Raw genomic sequence first — 26651 nt, 5'->3', positions numbered from 1 at the left:
ACCGACCCCATGCCCACCCGCACGACCAGGGAAGCCGACGGGCTGCTCGTCCCCGTCGAGGGCCGTGTCGGGGTGTACGCGCGCAGTACCGCTGACCCGGTACGCACGATGACCACCCGCAATGAAACCGCCCTGCTGGTGCCCTACTACGGCAATGGCGGCGCCCGCACCGCCCAGGAACCGCACGGCACCGCCACCACCCGCGACCGGTACGCCCTGGTCGTGCCACTGCGCAACCACAACACGACCAAATCGGTTCACCAACCGCTCGACACCATCGCCGCCGCTGGCACACATCACGGACTCACCATCCCCGCACCGGTGGTGCAGGACTGCGAATTCCGGATGCTCGAACCCTCCGAGATCGCCCGCGCCATGGCCTTCGACCAGAAATACGTGATCCTCGGCAACCGCCGTGAACAGGTCCGCCAAGCCGGGAATGCCGTCACACCACCCGCGGCCCGGGACCTGGTCTCAGCGGTCGCCGAAGCCCTCAGAAACGAGGTAGCGGCATGAGCACTCAGACGATGCCCTGCTGCGGCGTGCCGATGAGTATCGAGCCGTCCAAGCCATGGGGGCTGATCATGCATTGCTACGAGTGTGGCCACTGGGAGCCATACGAGACCAGCGAAAATGGCCACTACTGCGGTGATCCCGAGTGCAAGGACTGCGGTGACTGGGGACCGAATAAGCCCGGCGAGATCACCGACATCAACAGTGACGACAGTCCGGTCCTCCCCTACGGCCCTGCGAGACAGGGGTGGTCCGATGACGTCCCATTCTGACCGCAAACCCGTGCAGTGGGGCGTGCTGATCGGTGAACACGTCAAGCCCCTCCCGAAGGCCCGCAACGTCACCGACGCGACTCTCTACGCCGCAAATCTCGATATCAGCCGACACACGAAAAGCGCTGTCGTGTACCGGGATTACGAAGACGAACAGTGGCGCAAATGGATCGATAACTCCCCGGTCCCGACGCAACTCGCGTTGGAGCTGTTCGGCAAGGAGGCCATGTGATGGCTACGAAAACCACTGACACACAACAAGACCCGTTCGACATGATCGGCTCCGCGCTGCTGCACCTTGTCTGGTACACCCTGATCGGTATCGGCGTCGCGCTGTGGTGGGCCGTGCTGTTCCCGATGATCTCGATCCCCCTCGCGCTCGCAGTCGCTGCCGGTGTGGTGCTGGGGCCGGTGTTCGGTGTCGTGACGCTCGGGGTGTTCATCGCGGGGATCATGCTGTGGCGCTGGAAGCGTCCGGAGATGTTCGAGCGATGGGTAACCCGGCGTGCACGCACTCGGTTCCTGGCCTGGTTTCGGTATCGGCGCCGGTGGGCTCGCCTCACCCAAGCCTGCCGTCTCACCATCTCCCGGGAGGACTGGACACTGGTCCCCAAGCTCGTGTCGGTCGAGATCGGCGACGCGGTGGATCGGTTGCGGGTGCGGATGCTGGAAGGCCATTGCCCCGCCGACTTCGAAAACCGGGTCGAACACCTGGCCCACGCCTTCGGCGCCCAGGAATGCCGCGCCATCATCGTCGGACCCGGAACCGTGGAATTGGTTATGCGACAAGGCGATTCGCTCGCTGAGGTCATCGCTCTGCCTCGCACCGATGGCGGGGACAGCTGGGGCAAGGACGTGGCCTGATGACTGCTGCCGTGGAACTGGATTCCGACCAGGCGCCAGCTGGCGCGGTCCGCCAGACTGCCGCTGAACGTCGGGCCATGCCGAACTTCGCCGATATCGCCGAAGCTGCCGCCGAGAAATACGGTGTATGCGTCAAACCGGTGACCATGCGAGTGGTCGACCCCACGACCGGGACCGTTTCCTATATCGGCGCACCGTGTAAGGCCACGATCTCCTCGGTGTGCAAACCGTGTGCCGACAAGGCTCGCTGGCTGCGGATGACCCAATGCCGCGAAGGCTGGCACCGCGACTCCGAACCAGTGCAAGACACCAACGACCCCACCGGCGAACAGGTCGAATTACTCACCGCCCGAGCTGATTCAGTCGACCGCTATCACGAGGCCACCGCTGCCGGGGATGACGAACTCGCCGAAGGATTCCGCGATATCGTCGCCTCGCTGGATCTCCTGCTCCGTGAGTCCGGTTTCCGTGGCCCTATCCCGGCGCTGGACCCGAAGAAACGCAAACGGCGTGTTCGCTCCACCAGCCGCCGCCAAGACGTGCCAGACCTGCCACGACGCAAAGTGTCGGGCAAGACTCTGGGCCGTATCTTCGCCGGTAAGCATCGCCCGTCGATGATGGTGACCCTCACCCTGCCCTCCTACGGACACATCAACCGCGACGGCGCCACCGACAAGGACGGCAACCCCTGCCCGGACGGGTCTCCGCGCCACCCAGATAGCTACGACTACGCCCGGGCCGCTCGCGACATCATCTTCTTCTCCAACCTGATCGACCGGTGGATCAAGAACCTGCGCCGCTGTGTCGGCTGGGACGTGCAGTACTTCGCCACCGTGGAACCCCAAAAGCGGGGCGCTCCACACGCGCACATCCTGATCCGCGGTGCGATCTCACGAGAGACGCTGCGCATGGTCACCGAAGGCACCTACTTCCAAGCGTGGTGGCCGCACTTCGACCCGGAGAACGAGGTGTACTCCGCCGACCGGATGCCGGTCTGGGACTACCAAGCCATGACATTCGTGGACCCCGACACCAAACAACCGTTGACCGGATGGGATGACGCACTCGATCGGCTTGCCAGCGTGGACAACTGGACTCCCGCGCATGTGGCCCGGTTCGGTACACAGATGGACGCCGGCGACATGAAAGGCGTCGTCCCGGGCAAGGAAGCCGACAAAACCATCGGCTACGTCACCAAATACCTGACCAAGAGCATCGCCGAAGTCCTCGATACCGAATCGGTGCGCACCGCGGTGCACTACGACCGGTTACATACCGAACTCGCCCACACCCCATGCTCACCCAACTGCGCGGTGTGGTTGCGCTACGGCATCATCCCCAAAAGCGCCACCGACAAGACCATCCCCGGCCGCTGCCGCGGCAAAGCGCATCGTCGTGACACTCTCGGGCTGCCGGGTCGGCGGGTCCTGAACTCCCGTCGTTGGAGCGGCAAGACCCTGCCCGATCACAAGGCCGATCGTGTGGAGTTCGTTCGGCAACTGCTCGCCGAGGTCGGCATCCACAAACCCGATACCTCGCACCTGATCGTGCGACCCGTCGAACCCGGTGACCAGTCCGCGCCACCACGAGACCAGCTGATCATGGCCACCATCGCCCAACGAACGACATGGCGAGCGGAATACACCAACGCCCTACTCGCGGCCAGTCCACCAGGGGCGCAAGAAACTTCGGCAATTCGGCAAGCAGCTTAGAGAAGGAGTTGGCGAAGATGAGAATCCGAGCGGAATTTGTGAGTCATGGCCAGCGGTGGGCTACTACGGACGAGGCGGCCGAAATCGTGCGTTGCCATCCCGAGGTCCTTCGCCGGTGGAATCGTGACGGCTCAGCGCCTTTTGCGTTGCCCAAGCCGAAACGCCGTGGCCGTCAGTTCATTTGGGACGTGCAGGCGTTACACGAAGCGATGGAGTCGATTCCGGACGATGGCGGGAACGAGTAGGAGTCATGGCAAGAACTGGTCGGCCTCCCGGAGAGCTGGGTGTGCCGGGCTCGGTGCGGTTGACCGAGTTGCGTCCCGGGCACTGGGAGGCGGATACATGGGTCCGTGATCGCAGTGGGCGCCGGCGACGGGTGAGTCGAGTATCTCCGGATCGCTTCGATAGTCGAGGGCGCCGGGTACCCGACAAGGACGGAAGTCGTGCGGAGGCGGCGGTCCGGGCTGCTGCGTCGGTCCTCGCACCCGATACAGGTGGGGGTGAGGTGACCGTCCGTACGACGGTGACGGAGCTGTGGACGGGCTATCGGGCCTATTTGGTGAAGAAGGGACGTGCCGAGAACACACTTCGCCTGTATGACCGTTGGGCGGCAATGTTGGTCGGCGAGTATGGGTTTCGTCGTATCGGTCCGGAGGAGTTCACGACGGGCACAGCGGAATCGTTCTTGGAGTGGGTGGCCGCAAACCATGGCCGCGGTTCGATGCTGAACGCTCGGTCGATGCTGTCCGGGATGTTCCGGTTCGCGGTACGGCGTGGCCCATTGAGCGTGAACCCGGTTCGGGAAGCCGAGATACCGGAGAACGTTGCGGCGAGGGGCCGTACCGGTGGCGCGGCCTATATCGGGATCGAAGACCTGTGCTTCATCCTGGCGTCGGTCTACTGGTCGACCGTGCCGTGCCCGCGCAAGCTGACCAAGGCTGAGCAGAAGCGCGGAATCCGTTCCTACACGCCACCGACCGTAGCCGAGTACTGCGACGGCGCTGATCTCGCCGACCTTATCGCGATCATGGGTGCTGTCGGTCAGCGTCCGAGTCAGGTTCTGGGATTCGCGTGGCCGTTCTACGACCGTAAGCGGCGCACCATTCAAACTGTCGGCAAGGTGATCCGTGTGTCCGGTAAGGGGTTGGTGCGGGTAGTCAAGGACAACGACCCGAAGAACCCACAAGGCACGATCGCGCTTCCGGAGTTCGCCGTCGAAATACTCGATCGCCGATGGGAGCAAATGCAGTTGCGCAAGCGTGAGAATCCGCCGCCGGATGACTACGATGTGGATTTGATCTTTCCGTCGTTCGATTGGACGTTGCGCGATCCGGTGAACGTCAGTCACCAATGGCAGCGGGTCCGTGAGGCGCTGGGGCTTCCGGACGATGTCAGCCCGTACGCGTTCCGCAAATTGGTTGCGCTGCTCCTGGATGATCGGGGGCTGTCTGCTCGGGTGACTGCGGATGTTCTCCAACACGCTGATCCGGCAATGACTCAGCGCAAGTACATGGCGCGTGCTCGTGTGCACCATGACGCGGCGGCGGTCATCCACGACGCGGTGATGACCGGGTTCGGTCACAGCGACCAGGACGGCGCCGGTGACGGACCGGTACCGACTTTTGGGAGACTTTCTGGCGCTTTTACCGGCCTGAATACAAAATCGACCCCCGACCGGTTGCGGTGATGCGCTGGTCAGGGGTCATTTCTTGCTCCCCCATCTGGACTCGAACCAGAAACCTGCCGATTAACAGTCGGCTGCTCTGCCAATTGAGCTATAGGGGACTATTCCGCGTGGCTCGTCCGTACTGGGCGGGCCGAGGAGAAACTCTAGCGTATCGGCTGGCGCGTTCCCAAATCGCGTCTCTACCTGGAGACATGTGGAGGCTTCGGCGTGTCTGGGGGTAGCGCTGTGGGGGTGGATCCGGATCGACAGGCCTACCGGGCGTCGGGCAGGATGGTAGCCGCGCGCACAGGCAATTTGGGAGGAGCTCTACGAGATGCTGCGGTTGATCATCGGGATTGCGGCCGGATATGTGCTCGGCACGAAGGCCGGGCGGGGTCGCTATGAGCAGATCAGCGCGGCTACCCGCGCGGTGACCGGGAGCCCGGTGACTCGCAAGCTGGTGCGCATGGGGAGGCAGAAGCTATCGGACAAGCTCAGCACCCGGGCAAAATTGGAGCCGATGGTGCCCTTGGATGAGCGGACGACGATCCTGGTGCCGCAGGATCAGCTGCGTCGCTGAGTTCGCGGAATTCGAGCTGGAAAGCTGCCGGTCAGCAGTCGACGGTGGTGCACCTGGTCGTTGTCGGCGTGCACCGCTGACCGCAGCGGCTGGCCGTCGGTGCGGCAATTCCCTGGTTGCGGGACCGACGAATCGCACTCGGCGGCTCCCCGTACTCCGGAACTGGTCAGCCCGCCGCGAAGTCGTCGTGATTGCCCATCGCCTGGGTAAGCAGACTCTTGCGATACTGCTCCAACGCAACAAGATCACCGAACAGCGCCATATACGCTTCGGTCTGCTCGGTCGACGACACCCGCTGCAGCTTCGACTTCAGCTCCGCGATCTGACGGCCGACCCAGGCCTCCTGAACACGAGCCAGCACTCCGGTGACGAATCGGGGAATGTCATTGGCGGACTTCACCGGCATCTGCTCGCCCGACAGCTCGGAAACCAATGCCCGCATAGTCAGATCCTCGGTACCGTCCGAAACCGCGTTGACCCATTCCGCACCGCTGAGCCCGGACGCGGTGCCACCGGCCTCGGCGATCATGACGCGAACGGCCGTATAGGCCGGGTGCGTAAACGCCTCGGTCTCGATCGAATCGAAAACCGCACCGGCCATCGCCGGATACTGCAGTGCCGCACCGAGCGCCTGCCGTTGCGGCAGCAGTGTCGGGTCGTTCGGGTTGGGGCGGGCAGCGGGATGTTCGGCAACGACAGCGCTGGGCTGCCGCGCGACAGCCACCGCGTCACGTCCGCCCGAACGCCCACCGTTGCGATTGCGTTTGGCTTCCTCACCGACTCGCCGCACCACGGTCTGGATATCGTCCCAGCCGACCCAGCCCGCCAGCTTCGTCGCGTACGCCTTGCGCAGTGCGTTGTCCTTGATCTGCGATACCACCGGCACGGCGCGGCGCAGCGCCTCCACCTGTCCCTCGGCGGTATCCAGATTGTGGTCGGCGAGCAGACCGCGAATCACGAACTCGTACAACGGGGTTCGTCGGGCCACCAGGTCGCGCACGGCACCGTCGCCGCAGCGCTGACGCAGTTCGCACGGATCCTGGCCGTCGGGGGCGATGGCGATATAGGTCTGCCCGGCCAACTTCTGGTCGCCGGCAAAGGCTTTCAGCGCCGCCGCCTGGCCGGCCGCGTCACCGTCGAAGGTATAGATGATTTCGCCGCGCCAGAAGTTGTCGTCCATGAGCAGGCGACGCAGCAGTGCGAGATGCTCGTCACCGAAAGCGGTGCCACAGGAGGCGACGGCGGTTTTCACGCCGGCCAGATGCATGGCCATGACGTCGGTGTAGCCCTCGACCACCACCGCCTGATGTCCCTTGGCGATCTCACGCTTGGCGTGGTCGAGGCCGAAGAGCACCTGGGACTTCTTGTACAGCAAGGTTTCCGGCGTATTGATGTACTTGCCGGGCATGGTGTCGTCGTCGAAGAGCTTGCGCGCACCGAAGCCGATGACATCGCCGCCGAGATTGCGGATCGGCCACAGCAGCCGCCGGTGGAAGCGGTCGATCGGGCCGCGCTGGCCCTGCCGCGACAGCCCGGCCGCCTCCAGCTCCTTGAATTCGAAGCCCTTGCGCAGCAGATGCTTCGTGAGCACATCCCAGCCCGCCGGAGCGTAACCGCAGCCGAATAACTGGGCGGCATTGCCGTCGAAGTTGCGATCGGTCAAATACTTGCGCGCCACCTCGGCGTCGGGCTCGCGCAGTTTGGCCATATAGAACTCGTGTGCGGCGGCATTAGCGGCGACCAGCCGGGCCCTGGTGCCGCGATCACGCTGCACCGAGGTGCCGCCGCCCTCGTAGTTGATCTGGTAGCCGATCCGGTCGGCGAGCTGCTCAACGGCTTCGACGAAGCCGAGGTGCTCGACCTTCTGCAGGAAGGCGAAGACGTCACCGCCCTCACCGCAGCCGAAGCAGTGGTACAGGCCGTGGTTCGGCCGCACATGGAACGACGGGGACTTCTCGTCATGGAACGGGCACAGGCCCTTCATGGAGTCCGCGCCCGCACGCTTCAGGGCGACGTACTCCCCCACCACATCCTCGATCCGGACGCGTTCGCGTATTGCCGCGATATCGCGATCTGGGAGTCGTCCGGCCACGGCGGTCAGTCTAAGCTAATCCGGCCTCGACACGCCCAGCGGCTGGTCACGCGTCTACCCGCTCCAGCCGGCTCTCGGTATACGACGCGATCTGGTCGACGATTACCCGAACCCGCGCGGTGTCGTCGCTCGCGGCGTGCCACCACGGCAGCAGCAGCGGATCCAGCCCGTGCGGTGCCGTCGCCAGCAGCCGGTGTGCGACCGCCAGAATCCGCTCCCGCTGCACCGCCTGCCGCTGCTTGTGCCGGCGGTCGGACATGACGTAGCGCAGGGCGACGGTTTTGAGCATCGCGACCTCGGCGGCGACGATCGGCGGAATCTCGAGATCCGCCACATAACGGGACAACGGCGCGCCGCCGGCAACCTCGCGCGTGGCCATGATCGCGGCGGTGGCGAAACGACCGACCAGTTCACTGGTGAGACGCTTCAACGCAACCGAACTGGTGAGCGTGCCGTCGTAGGAGGCGGCCGCGGCCACCACGGGCAGTTCGGAGAGCCGCTGGGCGGCGCCGATGAGGTCGTCCGCCGAAAGCGATGGGTGTTGGTCGTGTCCGAGTTCGGCCAGCGCCGCTTGCTCGGACGGATCGGCGAGGGCGCCCAATTCGATGCGCCCGGCGATCACACCGTCTTCCACATCGTGCACCGAGTACGCCACATCGTCGGACCAATCCATGATCTGGCATTCGAGGCTCTTGCGTCGGTCCGGCGCATCCTTGCGCACCCATTCCAGCCGATCCAGATCGATATCGTAGGCGCCGAATTTGGTGCCCGAACCTGTTCTGCCCCAAGGATATTTGATGGCCGCGTCGAGTGCGGCACGCGTCAGATTCAAGCCGGCGCTGGTGCCGTCCGCGTCCAGAACCTTCGGTTCCAGCCGCGTGAGGATGCGCAGATTCTGCGCATTGCCCTCGAATCCGCCGTACGCGTCGGCGAAGAGATCGAGAGCATTTTCGCCATTGTGGCCGTAGGGCGGATGGCCGATGTCATGCGCCAATCCGGCCAGGTCGACCAGATCCGGATCACAGCCGAGACCGTCGGCGATGCTACGCCCGATCTGGGCGACTTCGATCGAATGAGTCAAGCGCGTGCGCGGAGTGTCACCATCACGCGGCCCCATGACCTGGGTTTTGTCGGCGAGTCTGCGCAGGGCGGCAGAGTGCAGCACACGGGCGCGGTCGCGGGCGAATTCGGTGCGGTGGCCGGTTTCGAATTCACTGCGCGGCGGGCCGAGCCCGGCGGTCTTGGCGCCCTCCAGCACCATTCGTTCCCGGTCGTGCTCGGTATACATCGAATCTCACTGCCCCGCTGAGTATTTGAAGTCCGACGAGAAGTGCGTGAGCTGATACCAGAGCAAAGCGCCGGTCTCCCTCGCGATTCCGTGCGCTTGCGACTCCCTGGTGTACACAGCCGGCCCGGTCCGGGTCGGCGCGGTCCAGGCCGCCAGCCCGGCGTCGCGGGCCATGGTTCTGGTGCGCAGCGAATGCCACGGATCACTGACCAGCACCGCCGAGGACATCCCGCGGGCGCTCATGGCGGTCGCGACGGCCTCGATGCTGCGCAGCGTGTCCGACCCCGTTTCCACCGCGAGGATCCGATCGCTCGGTATGCCGCGCCCCTGCAGATAGTTCTTGCCGGAGGCGGCCTCGGTATACAGATCGCCGTCCTGCTTACCGCCCACGGTGATCACCTTGGGTGCGACACCGGCCTCGAACAGTTTGTAGGCCTGGTCCAGTCGCGCCTCGAACACCGTCGACGGTGTGCCGGAGTATTGCGCGGCACCGAGTACGACGATCGCATCGGCCTTGGTGTAGTCGTCGATGCGGGCGACCTGCCAGACCCGGAATGCCGTGCCGCCGACCAGCACTACCCCCGTCAAGATCGCGCCGAGGACCAGCCGTCTCGCCCAGCGCAGGAACTCACCTCCGACGCCGTGGGACGGGTCGGATCCGGGAGCCGAGGCCAGGGTCGCCGAATACACCTCACCAAGTTTGCCAGGTCACCTCCGCCGAGAACGTAACCGGCGGATATCGATCGGTCGAACGTGCCTGACCGCAGCTGAGGCGGTGGCCACGAGCGATCTCGTGGTGGCCTGCCTCTTGGACCATCGCTGCGTGCACGAGGTGCTGGACCGATATCCTCGCCCGCCGCGCGCTGGTCGAACTGATCAGCACCGAGCCGCGCGGCGCGCGTGGACTGGCCGAATGGGCACTCGCGAGGGCCGGAGCCGCCATCGACTCCGGCGATTACTCGAAACCGTTCCAGCCCTTGGATTTCACCAAGGCCGCCGACAGTCTCAACCCCGCACGCCGCCTGACCGCGACTACCAGCCGCGTTCGCGCCATTCGCCGAGGTGCGGGCGTTCGATGCCGAGCGTGGTGTCATCACCGTGACCGGGATAGACGACGGCGTCATCCGGATAGCGATCGAAGATCTTGGTGGTGACGTCGGTGTAGAGGGAGTTGAAATTGACCGGGTTGGCGGTGCGGCCGACTCCGCCTGGGAAGAGGGAGTCGCCGGTGAACAGGTGCACGCCGGGGCCGTCGGCCAGGGCGAGGGCAACCGAGCCGGGGGTATGTCCACGCAGGTGGATGACCTCGAAGGCCAGATCGCCGATCTCGACGAGGTCACCGTCGGCGAGTAAACGGTCGGGGCGCACCGGGAGTGGTTCGGCATCGAGTGGATGCGCGGCGGTCGGTGCGCCGGTGGCGGCGGCGACCTTTTCCAGAGCAACCCAGTGGTCGTGATGCTGATGGGTGGTGACGACCAGGGCGACCCGGCCGGGCGTCTCCTGGTCGACGAGTTCGATAATGCGGTCGGCCTCATTGGCGGCGTCGATGAGCAGTGCCGCGCCGGTGGCGGTGCACTGCACCAGATAGCAGTTGTTGTCCATGTCGCCGACGGACATTTTGATAATGCGGGCACCGGGGATGTCTCGCTGTTGCGGATTCGATCCAGGGGACAAGTGACCGGTGTACGGCAGGTCGATCGTGATCACGGTTCGATGCTAGCCAGCTAGATTCATCCCATGCCATTCCTAGTGCCGATTCGTCGAACCCGCTGGGTCGCCGCAGTGGTCCTGAGCGTGGCGTTTTTCTGTCTCGCACTGGCTGGTGGCCCCGTCGGCGCCGAGCCGCCGCTGCGGATGGGGTCGTATGTAGTCGACTCGGCGCAGGTGCTCGATCACAAGCAACTCGATCGGGTGTCGGCGGCGATCGACGATCTGTACGCCGATCAGCAGATGCGGCTCTGGGTTGTCTATGTGCGAGATTTCAACGGGATGAGTCCGCAGCAGTGGGCCGATCGCACCGCGACCATGTCCGGATTCGGTGCGCGTGATCTGATGCTCGCCGTCGCCACCACAGATCGCGCGTATTGGTTCAATGGCGAGTTGCCCAAGAGTGTCAGCGATACCGAATTGGACACCGTGTTGACGCGCGATGTGGAGCCCGCGCTGCGGGACGGCCGATGGGCCGACGCCGGGGTTGTGCTGGCGGATGGTTTGGATTCGGCGATGCGCGGTGGTGGGGTCAGCGTATGGACGCTATCGGTCGTCGCCGGGCTGATCGTGGTGATCATCGTTGGGCTGGTGCTGTATTCACGCAAACGGCGCGCTGACCGAAGGCGTGCGGAGTTGGCGTCGGCGCGGCAGATCGATCCGGACAACTCCACCGCGCTCGCGGCATTGTCACTGGATGCGTTGCAAGCCCGTTCGAAGGAGGTGCTGGTCGAGATCGATAATGCCGTGCGGACCAGCGCCGAGGAATTGGAGTTGGCCACCGGTGAATTCGGCGATACCGCGGTCAGTCCATTCAGCACCGCTTTGGCGAGAGCGAAATCTGCTGCCGCCAAGGCATTCTCGATCAGACAGCAGCTCGATGACGATATTCCCGAGACACCGGATCAGCAGCGCACCATGCTGGTCGATCTGATCAGCACGGTCGGGCGGGCCGATCGGGAACTCGACGCTCAGGTTGCCGAATTCGATGCGATGCGCGATCTGCTCATCAACGCGCCCGCTCGATTGGACGGGCTGACAAGGGATTTGGTCGATCTGACCGGGCGCACGCCGCGCTCGCAGACCGAACTCACCCGGCTCACCACCGCGTATCCGGCCAGCGTCCTCGCTCCGGTTCGAGATAACGTGACCATGGCGCGCGAGCGAATCACCTTCGCGGAACGGAATATCGCTACGGGCCGCGCCGCTCTCACCCAGCCGGTCGGCAAGCAAGGCGGTGCGGTCGCCGCCATCCGGGCCGCGGAAGGGGCTGTGGGACAGGCTCGTACGCTATTCGATGCCGTCGACAATGCGGCGACGAATATCCAGCAGGCGACCGACGGGCTGCCCGCAGCACTCGCCGAACTGCGCGCGGATATCGGCACCGCGAAGGAGCTTTCGGGCTATGGCGGTGTCGATCTGCAGGCCGCCATCATCGCAGCGGAGACGGCGCTGACCACCGCGGTAGCCGCCGCAGACAGCGACCCGATGGATGCCTTCCACAACGCCGTCGCCGCCGATAACGCGCTGGATCTCGCCAATGCCACGGCCACCGACCGCAAACTGGCCGCCGAGGACCTACAGCGACGGCTCGACCGAGCGCTCACCGATGCTCGCGCCCGGATCGGCGCGGCATCCGACTACATCGGCACCCGACGCGGCGGCATCGACGCACCGGCACGCACCCGTTTGTCCGAGGCACAACGCAATCTCGATGCGGCACAGAAACTTTCCACTACCGATCCGGCCCAGGCGCTGGTCAGCGCGCAGTCCGCCGCCGACCTGGGTTCGCGCGCATTACAGGAAGCCCAGGCCAGCGTGCGGGCCTGGGAGAACAGCCAGCCGCCATCGGGTACGGCCCAGGCGGGTGCGGTGCTCGGCGGAATCCTGATCGAGGGACTGCTGCGCGGCGCCACCCACCAAGGCTCGGGCGGCTATACCCCCGCTTCATACGGTGGCTCCAGCGGATCGCGCCGCATCAGCCGGGGCGGACGGTTCTGAGGGCTGGCCCCGACACCGTGTGAGGCCATCCGCCCTCACTCCTGCAGCGCCTCGGTGAACCGGGCCAACAACTCTCGCAACTGTGCGCGCTCCTTCGCACTGAAGGCGGCGGCCACGCGGCGCTCGATGGCGGCGGCCTTGGCATCGGCCTTGGCGAAGGCCTTGCGTCCGGCAGGGGTCAAGTGGCTTTCGAGTACGCCGCGGTGCCAGGGATGCGGTGTGCGCTCCACGAATCCACGCTCCTGCAGGTTCTTCAGGACCACTGTCATGGCCTGCGGTGTCACCAGACATTCGCGAGCGAGGGCGGCGGCGGAGATGCCCGGATTCTCCGACAGCGCATAGAGCGCCGCGTACTGCGGCACCGTAAGCGGTTTGACCGCCTCATGTTTGACGGCCATCAGCTCCTGCTCGGCACGCTTGAGGTCCAAACCGAGCCGCTGATCGGCGGGCAATTTCATAAGTGTCAAAGATAGCTGATCTATCAAAGCTTTGATAGCCTTTAAAGTATGAATGACTCCGTAATCCCCGAGAGCCACGCCGATTTGCTATCGCGACCGTTGTTCGCGCATCTCGCCACGCTCAACCCGGACGGCACTCCGCAGGTGACGCCGGTATGGCAGGTGTGGGATGGCGGGCGCCTGCGCTTCACCACTACGATCGATCGGCGCAAGGCCGTCAATACCAAGCAGAATCCCGAAGTCGCGGTGAGCATCAACGATCCGGACAAGCCCTACCGCTACCTCGAGGTCCGCGGCGTCATCGAGGCCATCGAACCCGATCCCGATGGCGACTTCTTCGATGTGCTCGCGCGCCGCTACGACCTGCCGTATCAGCGTCCGGTCGCCGACCATGAGCGCCGGGTCGTGCTCGTCATGCGCCCCACGCACGCTACCTACCAATAGTTGCCCGCGCCTTCAGGAGTTGACGGCCTCCTCCGCGAGGGCCGTCAATTCGTTGCGCACCGCCGGCACGAGCCGGTCGGCATCGCCGCCGACCACGCCGACGGTCAGTCGACCTTCGAAGGTGTAGACCAGGAAAGTGATTGCCGCCGAGGCACCTGCGGAGGGACGCGGATGGGCGGAGACATAGACGATCTCGTAGTCGGTGAGCGCGATATTCGCGGGAGTGCGCAGGGCGGGCACGGTACCGGTATTCGTCACCGCGACATGCCCGGCCAGGGAGTGGATCCGGCTGGGGCCGTAGTAATCCGGGAAGTGCAGCACCGACTGCGCGACGATGCCCTCGGCGAGGTCATGTCGCAATCGGCTCGAAATGCGTTGGGCCAGGCCGAGGATGTCCGCGGCCAGGTCGACCTCGGTGGCGAAGGAGGCCAGACCCGCCATATTGGTGCCCTCCGCGCGCGCGACCGGCGGTTCCAGGCGGGTGCGCATATCCACTGGATACAGGCAGCCGAGCGGCACCGGATCGCCGGCGACCACGGCCTTTTCCGTGGCGAAGGCACGCAGCAGGGCAGCGGTCACCACACCGTTGACGGTTACCCCCGGATAGCGCCCGCGGCCGATGATGCGGGCGCTCGCCTGTGCGTCCAAGACGATGCGCCGCGGCCGGACCAGCGCGGCGGGTGCGGGGATGGCCGGTGCGGGCGGAATGACCACGGGCCGTAGCGGTTTGGTGACATCCTCGAAACCGGAGACCGCATGGCGGACGATCCCGCGCGCCGATACATGCCATTCCAGCGACTGCGGATAGTCGTGCGGCACAAAGGTTGTCGTACCGGATTCGACGTAATCGGTGTAGAAATCCCATAGTCGGGTCAGCAGTTCGACGCAGTGGCCCGCGTCGGCGATGCTGTGGTGGGCGAAAAGTGTCACGCGCGAGCGGCCCCGCTCGGAGCGCACGACATCCAGATAAGCCAGTTGTCCGGCCGGATCTATCGGCTCCGGGATGCGGATGGGATCCGGGTCACCGAGACTCGATGTCATGCCGCTCGGCGGGGTATCGCCGCGGCGCAGCAGATAACCGCGGCCGGTGGCATCTTCGCCTATCCGGCAGGTCACCACCGGATAGGCGCGCTGTAGCGCGGTGAAGGCCGCCCCCAACGCATTCGTATCGAGATCACCGACGACCATAACGGATCGTCCGGTGTAGGTCCCCGCGCGCACGAAACGTTGTTCCGAGGCACCCAACACCCGCACCGAATCCTCCTCGTCCCACAACACATCGCTCAGCGTGCGGCAACTACAGACCGGGCGCAAACCCGAAGCCACTCCGACTGAGAGAGACTGCCCACATGAGTCCCGCGGCACACATCGGTCTTACGGCGCATCTGGAGAAACTCGGTTTTCCGCTGGTGGTGAGCCAGCTGGAGCATCCGACCGTGGCGGGCATCGCCGAAGGCGATCTGCCCGAATCGGTCTTCCGGTCCTGGCTCGAACAGGATTACCTGTTCTTGCTGGACTATGTGCGGGTCTTCGCCCGACTGGCCTGGCAGGCGCCGGCGTCCCATCTCGGCGATCTGGTGGATCTCGCGCACGCGACCTATCACGAGGAGCTATCCCTGCACCGGTCGTTGGCCGCCGAATTCGGGGCGGACCTCGATGGTGCGACGAAGGGTGCGCCGTGCGCGGCCTACACCGCATTCCTGCTGGAGTCGGCCGCGTCCTACGCCGATGGATTGGCGGCGCTGTACCCGTGTATGTGGGGGTATTCGACTCTCGGCGCGATCCTCGCCGAGAATCCGCCGTCGGAACCGCGCTACCGGCGCTGGGTCGACACCTATGCCGATCCCGGATTCGCGGCGCTCACCCGCCGCTGTGGGCAGATGATCGATGAGGCAGGTGGCGATCGCGGCCGTGCGCAAGAGCTCTTCCTCCGGGGCATGCGCCATGAATACGCGTTCTGGGACGTGCCCGATTAGGGCCGCAGCACGATCTTGCCACGTGTGTGGCGCTGCTCCAGTTCGCGATAGGCCTCCTGAACCTTGTCGAGCGGATAGGTCGCCGCGATGGGTACCTCCACCGTGCCCGCGGCAGCCAGATCGGCGAGTTCGGCAAGCACATCTACGGTGCCCGCGGCGGCATTGCCGTCGGTCTTCACGCCATATCTCTCGGCGGCCGCGAAGTTGATGATCGTATCGATGCGTTCGACCGCGACCCCGAGTTCGATTGCGAGATCGACATATTCGGCACCGAAAGTATCGATGAACGCGTCCACACCCGCGGGCGCGGCCGCGCGGATCCGGTCGATCAGACCCGCACCATAGGCCACCGGTATCACCCCGGCCTTGCGCAGCCAATCGTGATTCGCCTCGCTCGCGATGCCGAGAACCGTTGCGCCCCTGGCCCGCAGGAGTTGTACGGCAATCGAGCCGACGCCGCCGGCGGCCCCCGAAACCGCGACCGTATCGCCCACTTGCGGATCGACCGCTCGCACGGCGGCGAAAGCTGTTGTCCCAGCGACATACAACGATCCGGCGACATTCCAATCCAGTTTCGCCGGCTTGAGCGTCACCTGCTCGGCGGGCACCACCACATGGGTCGCATGACTGGCCCGCTCATCGGTGAATCCGAGCACCTCGGCGCCGATCTGGACCCCGCCGACACCAGATCCGAGCTCGACGACGCGACCCGCGAAATCGGTCCCCTCACCCGACGGGAATGTCGTAGGCCAACGCTCGTGTAGTGCGCCCGAACGGATATACCCCTCCCCCGGATTGATACCGGCCGCGACGACCTCGACAAGGACCCGACCGGGTCCCGCCTTCGGCGTCGGCACCTCGACCACCTTCAGTTCTTCGATTCCGCCATAACGATCGAACTTCACAGCTCTTGCCATATCCGGCTCCCGCCTACTCGGTGACATACGGCACATCGCCCCACAACCGAATAACCCCGCCGGATATTTCCATGCCCGGCGATTCTCGAGACGCACTGCCATGGACGGCACCAGCCCCTGAGCTGACGCCCGTGGCTGAGGAGAGGCTGCGAGCATCGGACGCAGACCGCGAGAAAATCGCGGAACAATTGCCGGTGGCGATGAACGACGGCCGGTTGTCGCTGCACGAATACGACGATCGACTCGAACAGGTGTATGCCGCCAGAACCTATGGCGAGCTGACTCCGCTCCTGTTGGACCTGCCGGTACCACGCAAAGAGGTTCCCGCAGCCCGACGCGTGCCGCAGTGGGTCGTTATCATGTGGATTCCGTGGGTCGCGGTGAACGCACTGTGCGTCGCGATCTGGCTGGCGACCGGCGCCGGATACTTCTGGCCGTTCTGGGTCGCGGTGCCCTGGGGGTGCGCGCTACTGATCCCGAGCGCGATCGAATTGCTCCTGCAGTCGAACCGGAAACCGGAGAGGCGCTGAATTCACCTGCGGCGTAGGTCGATTCAGCACCACTGACCGACGAAACGCCCTGCCGCGGCGCGACAGGGCGTTGCTCGTCAGCGAATTCAGGCGCCGATGAGATGCTGCGCCAAGTAGCCCTCGACCTTGTCCAGCGCGATCCGCTCCTGTGCCATCGAATCGCGCTCGCGGACGGTGACCGCCTGGTCTTCGAGGGTGTCGAAGTCGACGGTGATGCAGAACGGCGTGCCGATTTCGTCCTGGCGCCGGTAGCGGCGGCCGATGGCGCCGGCATCGTCGAATTCGACATTCCAGTGCTTGCGCAGCTGTGCCGCAAGATCTTTCGCTTTCGGCGTCAGATCCGCATTGCGCGACAGCGGCAGCACGGCCGCCTTCACCGGTGCGAGCCTGCGGTCCAGCCGCAGACTGATGCGCTCCTCCATGACGCCCTTGGCATTCGGCGCCTGGTCGACGGTGTAGGCATCGACCAGGAACGCCATCAGCGAGCGGGTCAGGCCGGCCGCGGGCTCGATCACATACGGGGTGTAGCGCTCATTGGTGGTCTGGTCGAAGTAGCTCAGGTCATTGCCGGAATGCTCCGAATGGGTCTTCAGATCGAAGTCGGTGCGGTTGGCGATGCCTTCCAGCTCACCCCACTCGTTGCCCTGGAAGCCGAAGCGGTACTCGATATCGGTGGTGCCCGCCGAGTAGTGCGACAGCTTGTCCTTCGGGTGCTCGAACAGGCGCAGATTCTCCGGGTCGATGCCGAGGTCGGTATACCAGGCGAACCGGGTGTCGATCCAGTACTTGTGCCACTGCGCGTCCTCACCCGGTTCGACGAAGTACTCCATCTCCATCTGCTCGAACTCACGGGTGCGGAAGATGAAGTTGCCGGGGGTGATCTCGTTTCGGAAGCTCTTGCCGATCTGCGCGATGCCGAACGGCGGCTTCTTGCGCGCGGTCGTCATCACATTGGCGAAGTTGATGAAGATGCCCTGCGCGGTTTCCGGGCGCAGGTAGTGCAGACCCTCTTCGGACTCGACCGGGCCGAGGTAGGTCTTGAGCATCATGTTGAAGTCACGCGGCTCGGTCCATCGACCGACGGTGCCGCAGTCCGGGCACGCCACCAACTCCATCGAGACCGAGTCCGGGTCGTCGATCTTGTGCTTGAGCGCGTAGGCCTCCTGCAGGTGGTCCTGCCGGTGCCGGTGGTGGCAGTTCAGGCATTCGACCAGCGGATCGTTGAAGACACCGACGTGGCCGGATGCGACCCACACCTGACGCGGCAGAATCACCGACGAGTCGAGGCCGACCACATCCTCGCGGCTGGTGACCATGGAACGCCACCACTGCTTCTTGATGTTCTCCTTGAGCTCGACACCCAGCGGACCGTAGTCCCACGCCGATTTGGTGCCGCCGTAGATCTCACCACACGGGTACACCAGACCCCGACGCTTGGCGAGGTTGGCAACGGTGTCCACCTTCGACTTGGGTGCCACTCGAGAATTCTCCATCCACTACGAGTCGGATTCGATTGCGCCGAGTCGCTCGTCTCGGCGCAAGATTGCCCTCCAGCCTATCGGCACCGGCCAACCGGTTTTGCACCGCACACGCGTAGTCGTCGGGCGCGCTCGTTTGACATGCGCAACCGTGCATATCAAAATGGAATCGCTTTCCAATAAGGAGTTGGTTCGATGACCGCCGAGACCGCTACCACCCATCCGCACAACCCGTACCGATCACCCGCGCCGGTGCCGGTGCCGACGCGGAGCGTCCTGGAAGACGCGGGCGAGTTGCTGCGCGCCCTCGCCGCCCCGGTACGCATCGCCATTGTGCTGCAATTGCGCGAATCGCCGCGCTGCGTACACGAATTGGTCGATGTTCTCGGCGTCACGCAACCACTGGTCAGCCAGCACCTGCGGATTCTCAAGTCCGCGGGCGTGGTACACGGGGAACGCTCCGGCCGCGAAGTGCTGTACGAACTCGTCGACGACCATCTGGCGCATATCGTGGTCGACGCCGTGGCCCATGCCGAGGAAGGGTGATCGTGGCAGATAAGACGGCCTTGCCGGACAAGCCGGTCGGCATTCGCAGTACCCGGCAGCGCAGTGCGATCGCCGCGCTGCTCGGCGATATCGACGAGTTCCGCTCCGCGCAGGAGTTGCACGACGAATTGCGCCGCCGCGGCGAAGGCATCGGACTGACCACCGTCTACCGCACCTTGCAGTCACTGGCCGATGCCGGACTCGTCGATGTGCTGCGCACCGACACCGGCGAGTCCGTCTATCGGCAGTGCTCCACCGGACATCATCACCATCTGGTCTGCCGCCACTGCGGACGCACCGTGGAGGTCGAAGGACCGACGGTCGAGGCATGGGCCGAAGCCATCGCCGGCGAACACGGATTCACCGAGGTCAGCCACACCATGGAGATCTTCGGAACCTGCTGCGAATGCGCGAAGGCGGACCGCTCGAAAATATGACCGCGGTCACATAGTTAACGGCGCTGCCGCCGGAGAAGATTTCAGTGCGAAGCACCTAACGTCCGGGCGTTCCGGACGTCGCGCACTGAGATCGAAATCTTCTGGGAGGCAGCGTGCGATCGACCATTTTCGCGGCGGATAGACGCCGGAAAATCACCACAATCGGAGCGGCCGTACTCATCGGCAGTTCCGCCCTGCTCATGACGGCGTGCAACGACAAGGACGGCAAGGCTGGTCCGACGTCGACATCGTCAGCACAGAGCACCATCGACCAGGGGCAACCGGGGGCGAAAAGCGGCCAAGCGACCGTCCGCACCATCGGCAAGACCGGATGGTACGAGGGCTTCGATATCACGGTGGACAAGGCGACCGTGGTGCCCGACGAATACGGCGGCGCCAAGGTGCTGATCGATATCACCTACAAGAACACCACTCCCGACAACAAGACGATCAGTAATAACACCTACCTGCAGGTCGACAAAGAGGTCGACGCCGGGGCGAGCTTCGATTCACCGACCGTGCCCGGAAAGGGTTCGGCCACCGGCAAAGTCACCACCTCGGTCAAGACGCTGCACGATGCCGAGCACCTACTGGACACGATTTCCGTGATCTACGGACAGGCTTCGGATAATCAGACCAAGATCCCGTTGAAGACCTCGGCTCAGGTCGAAGGCGTCGCCCCCAAGACGCTGAATGTCACGGGCAAACTGGTGCAGGATCAGACGACGATCGAAATCACCGGCGGCACGCTGACTCCGAGTTACACCAAGAGCGAGCGCGACAAGATGGATCTCTCGTTGCACCTCGAGATCATTGGTGGACCCGGGATCCCCGCGGGCGGACTGAATGTCTTCTATGACTACTTCACCGTGAAAACCCCGGACGGCCAGACGATTCCCGCCGATATCCGCGGGCCGATCAACGAGCTGCTGAATACCAACGAAACCATCGACAACGCGAAGAATTACGTCGTTTTCGTGGTTCCCTCCCCCGCCACCGGCAGTTACGTGGTGACCTACGACGCGAAGAAGGGTGCGGGGACCGCCCCGAACTTCTCCTTCACCATCTCCTGAGAACCCCAGTGGGCCACCATCATTCGGATAACCGAACACTGGTGGCTGTGGGATCAGACCGCCACCGGATCGCCCGAGCGGACCGGGGCGGGCTCCGCGGCCGAACGACGTCCGCGAAGTGCGCCCACCCCCAGGAGAACCAGGGCGGCCAACGCCCAGACGATAAGGACCGCAAGGGGTTTGGTGGCTGCGGCACCGTCGAAGAAGGCAGAACGCAGTAATGAGGCGGCCGCACCCGGCGGCAGCATTTGGCCGACGGTCCCCCACGGCCGCGACAACGGACATGAGCCCGCCGAACCAGCCGCACCGCTTCCCGTCCGCCCTGATTCCGCCGTCCCCGACGACCCGATCTAGCAAATCGGATGTCGTAGCCCCCGCAGCGCCGACCTCACACCCATCGCCATTGCTGCCCTGACGGTGCGCACACCGAAACTCGGCCCCGATTGCACGCACAATGCTCGATCATGAGCGTGGACGAACGGGCAGTAGCAAGCATCCGCGGCAGTGCCCGGACCAGGTCAGCGGTTCAGGGCAGCAGTCCCTGCCTCGCCTTACCCGCACCGGACAGCACCAGCAGCAGCATGGTGGTCAGCGCCTGATCGTCCAGACCGGCGGCCGGGAAGGTGTAGCGCAACATGACATCGGCCTGGTTACCACGGGTGATCAGGGTGATCGAGCCGAACTGGATCGCGCTGTTGCGCTCGGCGACCCGCTTGTGCAACTGCGTTTTGAGCGGGCGGTCCCAGGCCAGCACGCAGGTCAGCGTCAGCACGTCCAGGCCTGGTGCCAGCGTCACCGCGCGCAGCGAGCACAGCGCGCCCTCGTATTCGAAGCCGAGCGAACCCTCCGGATCGATACGCACATCGATGTCGTAGAGCGATAAGCAGGCGCCGGCGCGGGCCTGTAGCTCTTGTTCGGGGGTGACTGCTGCGTCCATGTCCGTGCCATTCATTCGCTGCCGCCGGTCATTTGGTCCCCCCGAAGCGACGGTCACGCGAAGCGTACTGGAGACAGGCCTCCCACAAGCTGCGCCTGTCGAAATCGGGAAACAACGTGTCCTGGTAGACGTATTCGGCATAGGCGGACTGCCAGATGAGGAAGTTCGAACTGCGGAATTCGCCGGAAGGGCGCAGGAACAGATCGACGTCCGGCATATCCGGCTCATCCAGGTATTCGGCGATCGTCGCCTCGGTCACCCGCTCCGGATCTATTTCGCCCGCGGCCACGCGACGCGCGATTTCCCTTGCCGCATCGGCGATTTCGGCGCGACCGCCGTAGTTGACGCACATGGTGAGGGTCATCACCGTGTTGTCCTTGGTCAGCTCCTGCGCGATCTCCAGTTCTTTGATGACACTGCGCCACAGGCGCGGCCGCCGCCCTGCCCAGCGCACCCGCACCCCCATCTCGTGCATCTCGTCGCGGCGGCGGCGGATGACATCCCGGTTGAACCCCATGAGGAAGCGCACCTCCTCCGGGCTGCGCCGCCAGTTCTCGGTGGAGAAGGCGTAGGCCGAGAGCCACTTCACGCCGATCTCGATACAGCCCTCGACGGTGTCCATCAGGACGGCCTCGCCGCGCTCGTGTCCCGCGGTGCGCGGCAACCCGCGCTCCTGCGCCCAGCGCCCATTGCCGTCCATCACCAGCGCCACATGATTGGGCACCAGCTCCGGCGGCAATTGCGGCGGCGTTGCCCCCGATGGGTGCGGCGACGGCGGACGGACGGTGCGTTCGGCACCCGACGAGCTGGTCGGCGCGGCGGAGTCTCGACGGAGGATCACGGCAACTATCCTGCCTGATGGTTGTGGAGGGATTGTGCAGACCACCCGATGCACTCAGCAGGTTGGCCTGAGCACCCATTCAACACCGAAATCCACGGAATATCTCGTGCGGGGGCCCGCTCAGTCGGTGCGGTTCAGCCCGCCTGTCCCGCGGCTGCGGGCTCCGCGACGGTCCGGTGCGACCGCTCGATCAGCGGCAGCGTGCGCAGCTGACGTTCCAGATGCCACTGCAGGTGCGCCGCGACCAGGCCGCTGGCCTGTCTGCGGATCTGATCGGGGACCTGTTCGACATAGTCCCATTCACCCTTCAGCAGTGCGATCAACAGATCCAGCACGCCCGGGGCCGGAGTGGCCGAACCCGGCGGGCGGCAGTGCACACAGACCGCACCGCCCGCCGCGACGTGGAATGCGCGATGCGGGCCCGGGGTCGCGCAGCGCGCACATTCGTCCAACGCGGGAGCCCAGCCCGCGAAACCCATGGCGCGCAACAGGTATGCGTCGAGGATCAGCTCGTGCGGGCGCTGTTTGGCGGCAATCGCCCGCAGCGCGCTCGCGGTCAGCGCATGCAGCTTCGGTGCGGGCGCGCGCTCCTCACCGGCCAGCCGTTCCGCGGTCTCGAGTACCGCGCAGGCTGTGGTGTAGCGCCCGTAGTCGTCGACGATATCGGCGGCGAATGCCTCCATGGTGTGCACCTGGGTGACCGTGTCGAGAGTGCGCCCCGGATGCAGCTGCACATCCACATACGCGAACGGCTCCAACCGCGCCCCGAACCGCGACTTGGTCCGCCGCACCCCCTTGGCCACCGCCCGCACCAACCCGTGCTGCCGCGTCAACAACGTGACAATGCGATCCGCCTCCCCCAGCTTGTGCTGGCGAACCACAACCGCCTCGTCCCGATACAACCGCACCCCGCCATCCTCCCACGAAACCCCCGCCGCACACCTCCAGGCACGGTCATCGGAACACCTTCGCGGCTGATCGAGCACGCCGCGCACTCGAGCCGCGACACGATGCGGCCATCCGGAGCCGTCACGGAAGCGCCGCCAACGGGCAGACTATGGCAGCGTGATTGCGGCACCACACCTCGAATCAGAATCCGAGCTTGCCGAGCTGCTTCGGGTCGCGCTGCCAATCCTTGGCAACCTTGACGTGCAGGTGCAGGTAGATGTGGACGCCGAGGATGTGTTCGATCTGTTTGCGAGCGTTGGTGCCGACCTCTTTGAGGCGGATGCCGCCCTTGCCGATGATGATGGCCTTCTGCGAGGGGCGTTCGACATAGAGCAGGGCATGCACGTCGAGCATGTCTTTGTCTTCTTCGCGCGGGAGGACCTCTTCGATGACCACGGCGAGCGAATGTGGGAGCTCGTCGCGGACGCCTTCCAGGGCGGCCTCGCGGATGAGCTCGGCCATGAGGGTTTCCTCGGGCTCGTCGGTGAGCTCACCGTCCGGGTAGAAGGCTGGGCCCTCAGGCATTTTCGCGGCGATGACGTCGACGAGGACCTCGACCTGTTCACCCTTGACAGCCGAGACCGGTACGACATCGTGGTCCGGGCCGAGCAGTCGCGACAGCGCCATCAGCTGTTCGGCGACCTGGTCGCGGCTCACCTTGTCGATCTTGGTGACCACACCGAGCAGGGTGGTCTTCGGCGCCATCTGCGCGATCTGCTGCAGGATCCACTTATCGCCAGGTCCGATTTTCTCGTCGGCCGGAATGCACAGCGCGATCACGTCGACCTCGGAATACGTATCGCGGACAAGATCGTTCAGACGCTGGCCGAGCAGGGTGCGCGGGCGGTGCAGACCAGGGGTGTCGACCAGGATGAGCTGGGCGTGATCGCGGTGCACGATGCCGCGGATGGTGTGGCGGGTGGTCTGCGGGCGCGAGGAGGTGATCGCGATCTTCTGCCCGACCAGCGCATTGGTCAGCGTCGACTTGCCGGTATTCGGACGGCCGACGAAACAGACGAAACCGGAACGGAATTCGGTGGACTCATCAGCCACCCCGCACCTCCGCGCTCGCAGCATCGTCGACGATTTCGAAGACCGCACCCGAGCGGTCGGTGAACACGATGCGCGCCTCGGCCGAAACCTCACGCACCGCGGAGACACCCGAATCCGACAGCCTGCCGCCGACGACCACCGCCGCCTCGAATCCCTCCGCGCCGCTGGAGATCGCGGCCGCGACGGCGGCCTGCAGTGCGGTCAATCGCAGGGACTGCAGGGCGACATCACCGGCCGAGTAGGTGCGGCCGTCGGTATCGCGGATGGCCGCGCCGGAGCTGCCGCCAGTGCGGCCGAGCGCGCCCTTGGCCAGCACGACGAGTTTGGTATCCTCGGTATCCAATTCGGTCATTCGCCATCTCCGTTCTCATCACGATCGGGCGGGATTTCTCGATCCGATCCGTTACTTTTGCGTTTGCCGTTGGCCTTGTCAGCCCGCGTTTTCTCCGGCGCCTTGCGCACCACAACGGTGTGCACCCGCACCCGTCCCCGTGCGTCCGCACCGCCTTCACCACGCAAAACCAGACCGTGCGCAACGGCTTTGGAGCCGGGCAGCGGTACCCGGCCCAGTGCGTGCGCGAGTAGGCCGCCGACGGTATCGACGTCCTCCTCCTCGATTTCCAGGCCGTACAGCTCGGCCAGATCGTCGACCGACAGTCGCGCCGAAACCCGGTAGCGGCCCTCGCCGAGGTCCTCTACGGGTGGGGTTTCGTCGGTATCGTATTCGTCGGCGATCTCACCGACGATCTCCTCGAGCACATCCTCGATGGTCACCAGCCCGGCAATGCCGCCGTATTCATCGACCAGTAGCGCCATATGGTTTCTGCGGCGCTGCATTTCGTCGAGCAGGCTGTCCAGCGGTTTGGAATCGGGCATGAAAACGGCCGGGCGCATGGCATCGCGCACCTGCACCTTGCGACTTCTATCCGCATACGGCACAAGGTCTTTCAGGTACACCACGCCGAGGATGTCGTCGACGTTCTCGCCGATCACGGGAATACGGGAGTGCCCACTGCGCACCGCGAGCGACATCGCCTGCGCCGCGGTCTTATCCGCCTCGATCCAGACCATTTCGGTGCGCGGCACCATGACCGCGCGGGCTGGGGTATCACCGAGTTCGAAGACCGACTGGATCATCCGGCGTTCGTCATCGGCTACCACGCCACGTTCACCGGCCATCTCGACCACTTCGCGCAACTCGATCTCGGATGCGAAGGGGCCGTTGCGAAAGCCCTTACCGGGGGTGATCGCATTACCGATGAGAATCAGCAGCCTGCTGACCGGACCCAACACCGTGCCGATGAATTGCAGCGGCAGCGCCGAGGCCAGGGCGATGGAGTAGGCGTGCTGACGACCGAGCGTGCGCGGACCGACCCCGATCACCACGTAGTCCACCAGCACCATGACAGCGGCGGTGAACAGCAGCGCCCAATTGTGCTCCCACAGCGGGATCAACGCCGCCGCCAGTAGCACCGTCGCGCAGATTTCGGACAGGATACGAAGCAGCACAAGCAGATTCACATATCGCGGCCGGTCGGCCACGATTCTGGTCAGCCGCACCGCGCCGGGCCGCTCGGCCCGGACCATATCGTCGAGGCGCGCCGGTGAGATGGTGTTCAGCGCCGAGTCGACAGCGGCGAATACCCCACCGACCGGGACGAGCAGAATCGCCAGCAGAATCAGGGTCAGCGAATTCACGCGGGGCCTAGCGCCTCACCGGGCGTTGTGAAACCGGCCTTCCCCAGCAGCCGGGCGTCGCGTTCGGCCAATTCGGCGCGCCGCTGTGCCTCGCGCAGGCTCTCGTACCACTCCTCGAGCAGCCGCGCCTGCAGCGCGAACATCTCCTTCTCCTCCTCCGGCTCGGCATGGTCGTAGCCGAGCAGGTGGAGCACGCCGTGGACGGTGAGCAGGGCGAGTTCGTGATCGAGCGAATGACCGGCCTTGCGGGCCTGACCCGCGGCGAATTCGGGGCACAGCACGATATCGCCGAGCATGGACGGACCCGGTTCGGCGCTGTCGGGGCGACCGCCGGGCTCCAATTCGTCCATCGGGAACGACATGACATCGGTCGGGCCCGGTAGGTCCATCCAGCGCATGTGCAGATCCGCCATGGTGTCGAGATCGACGAGCACCATCGACAGTTCGGCCGCCGGATGGACGTCCATCCGACCGATCACGAATCGCGCGACACTGACCAGGTCTTCTTCGGGTACGTCGACACCCGATTCGTTGGCGATCTCGATGCTCACCTGAACAGGGTATTCGGTGTGCCCCGGCCCGCACCGCGCGGCTCTCGGCGCGGCGGGGCCGGACACGTC

The 26651-nt window shown here is 65.0% G+C and carries 30 protein-coding genes and 1 tRNA gene; 14 read left to right on the top strand and 17 right to left on the bottom strand.

Annotated elements, in window-relative coordinates:
- The 6 genes from ACW2Q0_RS25455 to ACW2Q0_RS25430 all read left to right on the top strand — a co-directional run.
- A partial coding sequence (locus ACW2Q0_RS25455) for a DNA cytosine methyltransferase (protein WP_457193426.1) occupies window positions 1-516 on the top strand: 516 nt, incomplete at its 5' end.
- Entirely contained in the window at window positions 513-785 is a 273-nt protein-coding gene (locus ACW2Q0_RS25450; RefSeq protein ID WP_457193425.1) for a hypothetical protein, read from the top strand. The genes ACW2Q0_RS25455 and ACW2Q0_RS25450, both read left to right, overlap by 4 nt.
- Window positions 769-1017, top strand: a complete 249-nt coding sequence (locus ACW2Q0_RS25445) for a hypothetical protein (protein ID WP_457193424.1) — start codon at window positions 769-771, stop codon at window positions 1015-1017. The genes ACW2Q0_RS25450 and ACW2Q0_RS25445 overlap by 17 nt, the downstream gene beginning before the upstream one ends.
- Window positions 1017-1649, top strand: coding sequence for a hypothetical protein (locus ACW2Q0_RS25440; protein ID WP_457193423.1), 633 nt, complete (start codon window positions 1017-1019; stop codon window positions 1647-1649). Before ACW2Q0_RS25445 ends, ACW2Q0_RS25440 begins: the two co-directional genes overlap by 1 nt.
- A complete protein-coding gene (locus ACW2Q0_RS25435) occupies window positions 1649-3361 on the top strand; it encodes a replication initiator (protein ID WP_457193422.1) in 1713 nt (570 codons plus the stop codon). Before ACW2Q0_RS25440 ends, ACW2Q0_RS25435 begins: the two co-directional genes overlap by 1 nt.
- A 505-nt stretch (window positions 3362-3866) precedes the next feature.
- A complete protein-coding gene (locus tag ACW2Q0_RS25430; RefSeq protein ID WP_457193421.1) occupies window positions 3867-5048 on the top strand; it encodes a site-specific integrase in 1182 nt (393 codons plus the stop codon).
- Between the two features lie 25 nt (window positions 5049-5073).
- Here the strand turns inward: ACW2Q0_RS25430 and ACW2Q0_RS25425 are convergent.
- A tRNA-Asn gene (locus ACW2Q0_RS25425) sits at window positions 5074-5146 on the bottom strand.
- Between the two features lie 215 nt (window positions 5147-5361).
- On the opposite strand from ACW2Q0_RS25425, the gene ACW2Q0_RS25420 reads away from it, so the two are divergent.
- A complete protein-coding gene (locus ACW2Q0_RS25420) occupies window positions 5362-5607 on the top strand; it encodes a hypothetical protein (protein ID WP_457193420.1) in 246 nt (81 codons plus the stop codon).
- Between the two features lie 166 nt (window positions 5608-5773).
- Here ACW2Q0_RS25420 and dnaG read toward each other — a convergent pair whose 3' ends face one another.
- From dnaG to ACW2Q0_RS25400, 4 genes are all read right to left on the bottom strand, one after another.
- Entirely contained in the window at window positions 5774-7699 is a 1926-nt protein-coding gene (dnaG, locus tag ACW2Q0_RS25415; RefSeq protein ID WP_457193419.1) for a DNA primase, read from the bottom strand.
- 46 nt (window positions 7700-7745) lie between these two features.
- Window positions 7746-8987, bottom strand: coding sequence for a deoxyguanosinetriphosphate triphosphohydrolase (locus ACW2Q0_RS25410; RefSeq protein WP_457193418.1), 1242 nt, complete (start codon window positions 8985-8987; stop codon window positions 7746-7748).
- 6 nt (window positions 8988-8993) lie between these two features.
- Window positions 8994-9662 (bottom strand): YdcF family protein, encoded by a 669-nt coding sequence (locus tag ACW2Q0_RS25405; RefSeq protein ID WP_457193432.1) that lies wholly within the window; start codon window positions 9660-9662, stop codon window positions 8994-8996.
- Between the two features lie 357 nt (window positions 9663-10019).
- Window positions 10020-10694 carry an MBL fold metallo-hydrolase gene (locus tag ACW2Q0_RS25400; RefSeq protein ID WP_457193417.1) on the bottom strand — a complete coding sequence of 225 codons (675 nt, stop codon included), beginning with the start codon at window positions 10692-10694 and terminating at the stop codon, window positions 10020-10022.
- 30 nt (window positions 10695-10724) lie between these two features.
- Between ACW2Q0_RS25400 and ACW2Q0_RS25395 the strand changes: the two genes are divergently transcribed.
- Entirely contained in the window at window positions 10725-12695 is a 1971-nt protein-coding gene (locus tag ACW2Q0_RS25395; protein WP_457193416.1) for a TPM domain-containing protein, read from the top strand.
- Between the two features lie 35 nt (window positions 12696-12730).
- On the opposite strand, the gene ACW2Q0_RS25390 is transcribed toward ACW2Q0_RS25395, so the two are convergent.
- Window positions 12731-13153, bottom strand: a complete 423-nt coding sequence (locus ACW2Q0_RS25390; RefSeq protein ID WP_457193431.1) for a MarR family winged helix-turn-helix transcriptional regulator — start codon at window positions 13151-13153, stop codon at window positions 12731-12733.
- Window positions 13154-13201: 48 nt separating this feature from the next.
- On the opposite strand from ACW2Q0_RS25390, the gene ACW2Q0_RS25385 reads away from it, so the two are divergent.
- Window positions 13202-13597 (top strand): PPOX class F420-dependent oxidoreductase, encoded by a 396-nt coding sequence (locus ACW2Q0_RS25385; protein WP_457193415.1) that lies wholly within the window; start codon window positions 13202-13204, stop codon window positions 13595-13597.
- A 12-nt stretch (window positions 13598-13609) separates the two neighbouring features.
- Here the strand turns inward: ACW2Q0_RS25385 and ACW2Q0_RS25380 are convergent, their stop codons facing one another.
- Complete coding sequence (locus ACW2Q0_RS25380) at window positions 13610-14875, bottom strand: phthiocerol/phthiodiolone dimycocerosyl transferase family protein (RefSeq protein ID WP_457193414.1); 1266 nt, start codon at window positions 14873-14875, stop codon at window positions 13610-13612.
- 71 nt (window positions 14876-14946) lie between these two features.
- Here ACW2Q0_RS25380 and ACW2Q0_RS25375 point away from each other — a divergent pair, with 71 nt between their 5' ends.
- Window positions 14947-15573: a TenA family protein gene (locus ACW2Q0_RS25375; protein ID WP_457193413.1), complete on the top strand. Its 627-nt coding sequence runs from the start codon at window positions 14947-14949 to the stop codon at window positions 15571-15573.
- On the opposite strand, the gene ACW2Q0_RS25370 is transcribed toward ACW2Q0_RS25375, so the two are convergent.
- Window positions 15570-16490, bottom strand: a complete 921-nt coding sequence (locus ACW2Q0_RS25370) for an NADP-dependent oxidoreductase (RefSeq protein WP_457193412.1) — start codon at window positions 16488-16490, stop codon at window positions 15570-15572. The genes ACW2Q0_RS25375 and ACW2Q0_RS25370 overlap by 4 nt on opposite strands.
- 131 nt (window positions 16491-16621) lie before the next feature.
- Between ACW2Q0_RS25370 and ACW2Q0_RS25365 the strand changes: the two genes are divergently transcribed.
- Window positions 16622-17020 carry a DUF1707 domain-containing protein gene (locus ACW2Q0_RS25365; RefSeq protein ID WP_457193411.1) on the top strand — a complete coding sequence of 133 codons (399 nt, stop codon included), beginning with the start codon at window positions 16622-16624 and terminating at the stop codon, window positions 17018-17020.
- A gap of 86 nt (window positions 17021-17106) precedes the next feature.
- Here ACW2Q0_RS25365 and ACW2Q0_RS25360 read toward each other — a convergent pair whose 3' ends face one another.
- On the bottom strand, window positions 17107-18498 hold the full coding sequence (locus ACW2Q0_RS25360) for a glycine--tRNA ligase (protein ID WP_457193410.1): 1392 nt from the start codon (window positions 18496-18498) through the stop codon (window positions 17107-17109).
- A 195-nt stretch (window positions 18499-18693) separates the two neighbouring features.
- On the opposite strand from ACW2Q0_RS25360, the gene ACW2Q0_RS25355 reads away from it, so the two are divergent.
- The 3 genes from ACW2Q0_RS25355 to ACW2Q0_RS25345 all read left to right on the top strand — a co-directional run bounded on the left by ACW2Q0_RS25355 (window position 18694) and on the right by ACW2Q0_RS25345 (window position 20554).
- Entirely contained in the window at window positions 18694-19044 is a 351-nt protein-coding gene (locus ACW2Q0_RS25355) for an ArsR/SmtB family transcription factor (RefSeq protein WP_457193409.1), read from the top strand.
- A complete protein-coding gene (locus ACW2Q0_RS25350) occupies window positions 19041-19481 on the top strand; it encodes a Fur family transcriptional regulator (protein WP_457193408.1) in 441 nt (146 codons plus the stop codon). The genes ACW2Q0_RS25355 and ACW2Q0_RS25350 overlap by 4 nt, the downstream gene beginning before the upstream one ends.
- A gap of 113 nt (window positions 19482-19594) precedes the next feature.
- A complete protein-coding gene (locus tag ACW2Q0_RS25345) occupies window positions 19595-20554 on the top strand; it encodes a hypothetical protein (RefSeq protein ID WP_457193407.1) in 960 nt (319 codons plus the stop codon).
- Between the two features lie 53 nt (window positions 20555-20607).
- Here the strand turns inward: ACW2Q0_RS25345 and ACW2Q0_RS25340 are convergent, their stop codons facing one another.
- From ACW2Q0_RS25340 to ybeY, 8 genes are all read right to left on the bottom strand, one after another.
- A complete protein-coding gene (locus ACW2Q0_RS25340; RefSeq protein ID WP_457193406.1) occupies window positions 20608-20802 on the bottom strand; it encodes a hypothetical protein in 195 nt (64 codons plus the stop codon).
- Between the two features lie 278 nt (window positions 20803-21080).
- Window positions 21081-21491 carry a hypothetical protein gene (locus tag ACW2Q0_RS25335; protein ID WP_457193405.1) on the bottom strand — a complete coding sequence of 137 codons (411 nt, stop codon included), beginning with the start codon at window positions 21489-21491 and terminating at the stop codon, window positions 21081-21083.
- A 28-nt stretch (window positions 21492-21519) separates the two neighbouring features.
- On the bottom strand, window positions 21520-22332 hold the full coding sequence (locus ACW2Q0_RS25330; RefSeq protein ID WP_457193404.1) for an isoprenyl transferase: 813 nt from the start codon (window positions 22330-22332) through the stop codon (window positions 21520-21522).
- 134 nt (window positions 22333-22466) lie between these two features.
- On the bottom strand, window positions 22467-23240 hold the full coding sequence (gene recO / locus ACW2Q0_RS25325; RefSeq protein WP_457193403.1) for a DNA repair protein RecO: 774 nt from the start codon (window positions 23238-23240) through the stop codon (window positions 22467-22469).
- A 181-nt stretch (window positions 23241-23421) separates the two neighbouring features.
- On the bottom strand, window positions 23422-24333 hold the full coding sequence (gene era, locus ACW2Q0_RS25320) for a GTPase Era (protein WP_457193402.1): 912 nt from the start codon (window positions 24331-24333) through the stop codon (window positions 23422-23424).
- A complete protein-coding gene (locus ACW2Q0_RS25315) occupies window positions 24326-24685 on the bottom strand; it encodes a cytidine deaminase (RefSeq protein ID WP_457193401.1) in 360 nt (119 codons plus the stop codon). Before ACW2Q0_RS25315 ends, era begins: the two co-directional genes overlap by 8 nt.
- A complete protein-coding gene (locus ACW2Q0_RS25310; protein WP_457193400.1) occupies window positions 24682-26031 on the bottom strand; it encodes a hemolysin family protein in 1350 nt (449 codons plus the stop codon). Before ACW2Q0_RS25310 ends, ACW2Q0_RS25315 begins: the two co-directional genes overlap by 4 nt.
- A complete protein-coding gene (ybeY, locus tag ACW2Q0_RS25305) occupies window positions 26028-26582 on the bottom strand; it encodes an rRNA maturation RNase YbeY (protein WP_040688009.1) in 555 nt (184 codons plus the stop codon). The genes ACW2Q0_RS25310 and ybeY overlap by 4 nt, the downstream gene beginning before the upstream one ends.
- Between the last annotated feature and the right edge of the window lie 69 nt (window positions 26583-26651).

Source organism: Nocardia citri (assembly GCF_054065835.1).
Note: the sequence above shows the minus strand (reverse complement) of the source record. Positions and strands in the feature narration are given on the sequence as shown.

What these genes read in the sequence shown, in the direction of transcription:
- ACW2Q0_RS25450 (WP_457193425.1), top strand. Translation starts at nt 513, where the DNA reads ATGAGCACTCAGACGATGCCCTGCTGCGGCGTGCCGATGAGTATCGAG.
- ACW2Q0_RS25445 (WP_457193424.1), top strand. Translation starts at nt 769, where the DNA reads ATGACGTCCCATTCTGACCGCAAACCCGTGCAGTGGGGCGTGCTGATC.
- ACW2Q0_RS25440 (WP_457193423.1), top strand. Translation starts at nt 1,017, where the DNA reads ATGGCTACGAAAACCACTGACACACAACAAGACCCGTTCGACATGATC.
- ACW2Q0_RS25435 (WP_457193422.1), top strand. Translation starts at nt 1,649, where the DNA reads ATGACTGCTGCCGTGGAACTGGATTCCGACCAGGCGCCAGCTGGCGCG.
- ACW2Q0_RS25420 (WP_457193420.1), top strand. Translation starts at nt 5,362, where the DNA reads ATGCTGCGGTTGATCATCGGGATTGCGGCCGGATATGTGCTCGGCACG.
- ACW2Q0_RS25410 (WP_457193418.1), bottom strand. Translation starts at nt 8,987, where the DNA reads ATGTATACCGAGCACGACCGGGAACGAATGGTGCTGGAGGGCGCCAAG.
- ACW2Q0_RS25395 (WP_457193416.1), top strand. Translation starts at nt 10,725, where the DNA reads ATGCCATTCCTAGTGCCGATTCGTCGAACCCGCTGGGTCGCCGCAGTG.
- ACW2Q0_RS25390 (WP_457193431.1), bottom strand. Translation starts at nt 13,153, where the DNA reads ATGAAATTGCCCGCCGATCAGCGGCTCGGTTTGGACCTCAAGCGTGCC.
- ACW2Q0_RS25385 (WP_457193415.1), top strand. Translation starts at nt 13,202, where the DNA reads ATGAATGACTCCGTAATCCCCGAGAGCCACGCCGATTTGCTATCGCGA.
- ACW2Q0_RS25375 (WP_457193413.1), top strand. Translation starts at nt 14,947, where the DNA reads ATGAGTCCCGCGGCACACATCGGTCTTACGGCGCATCTGGAGAAACTC.
- ACW2Q0_RS25370 (WP_457193412.1), bottom strand. Translation starts at nt 16,490, where the DNA reads ATGGCAAGAGCTGTGAAGTTCGATCGTTATGGCGGAATCGAAGAACTG.
- ACW2Q0_RS25355 (WP_457193409.1), top strand. Translation starts at nt 18,694, where the DNA reads ATGACCGCCGAGACCGCTACCACCCATCCGCACAACCCGTACCGATCA.
- ACW2Q0_RS25340 (WP_457193406.1), bottom strand. Translation starts at nt 20,802, where the DNA reads ATGCTGCCGCCGGGTGCGGCCGCCTCATTACTGCGTTCTGCCTTCTTC.
- ACW2Q0_RS25335 (WP_457193405.1), bottom strand. Translation starts at nt 21,491, where the DNA reads ATGGACGCAGCAGTCACCCCCGAACAAGAGCTACAGGCCCGCGCCGGC.
- ACW2Q0_RS25315 (WP_457193401.1), bottom strand. Translation starts at nt 24,685, where the DNA reads ATGACCGAATTGGATACCGAGGATACCAAACTCGTCGTGCTGGCCAAG.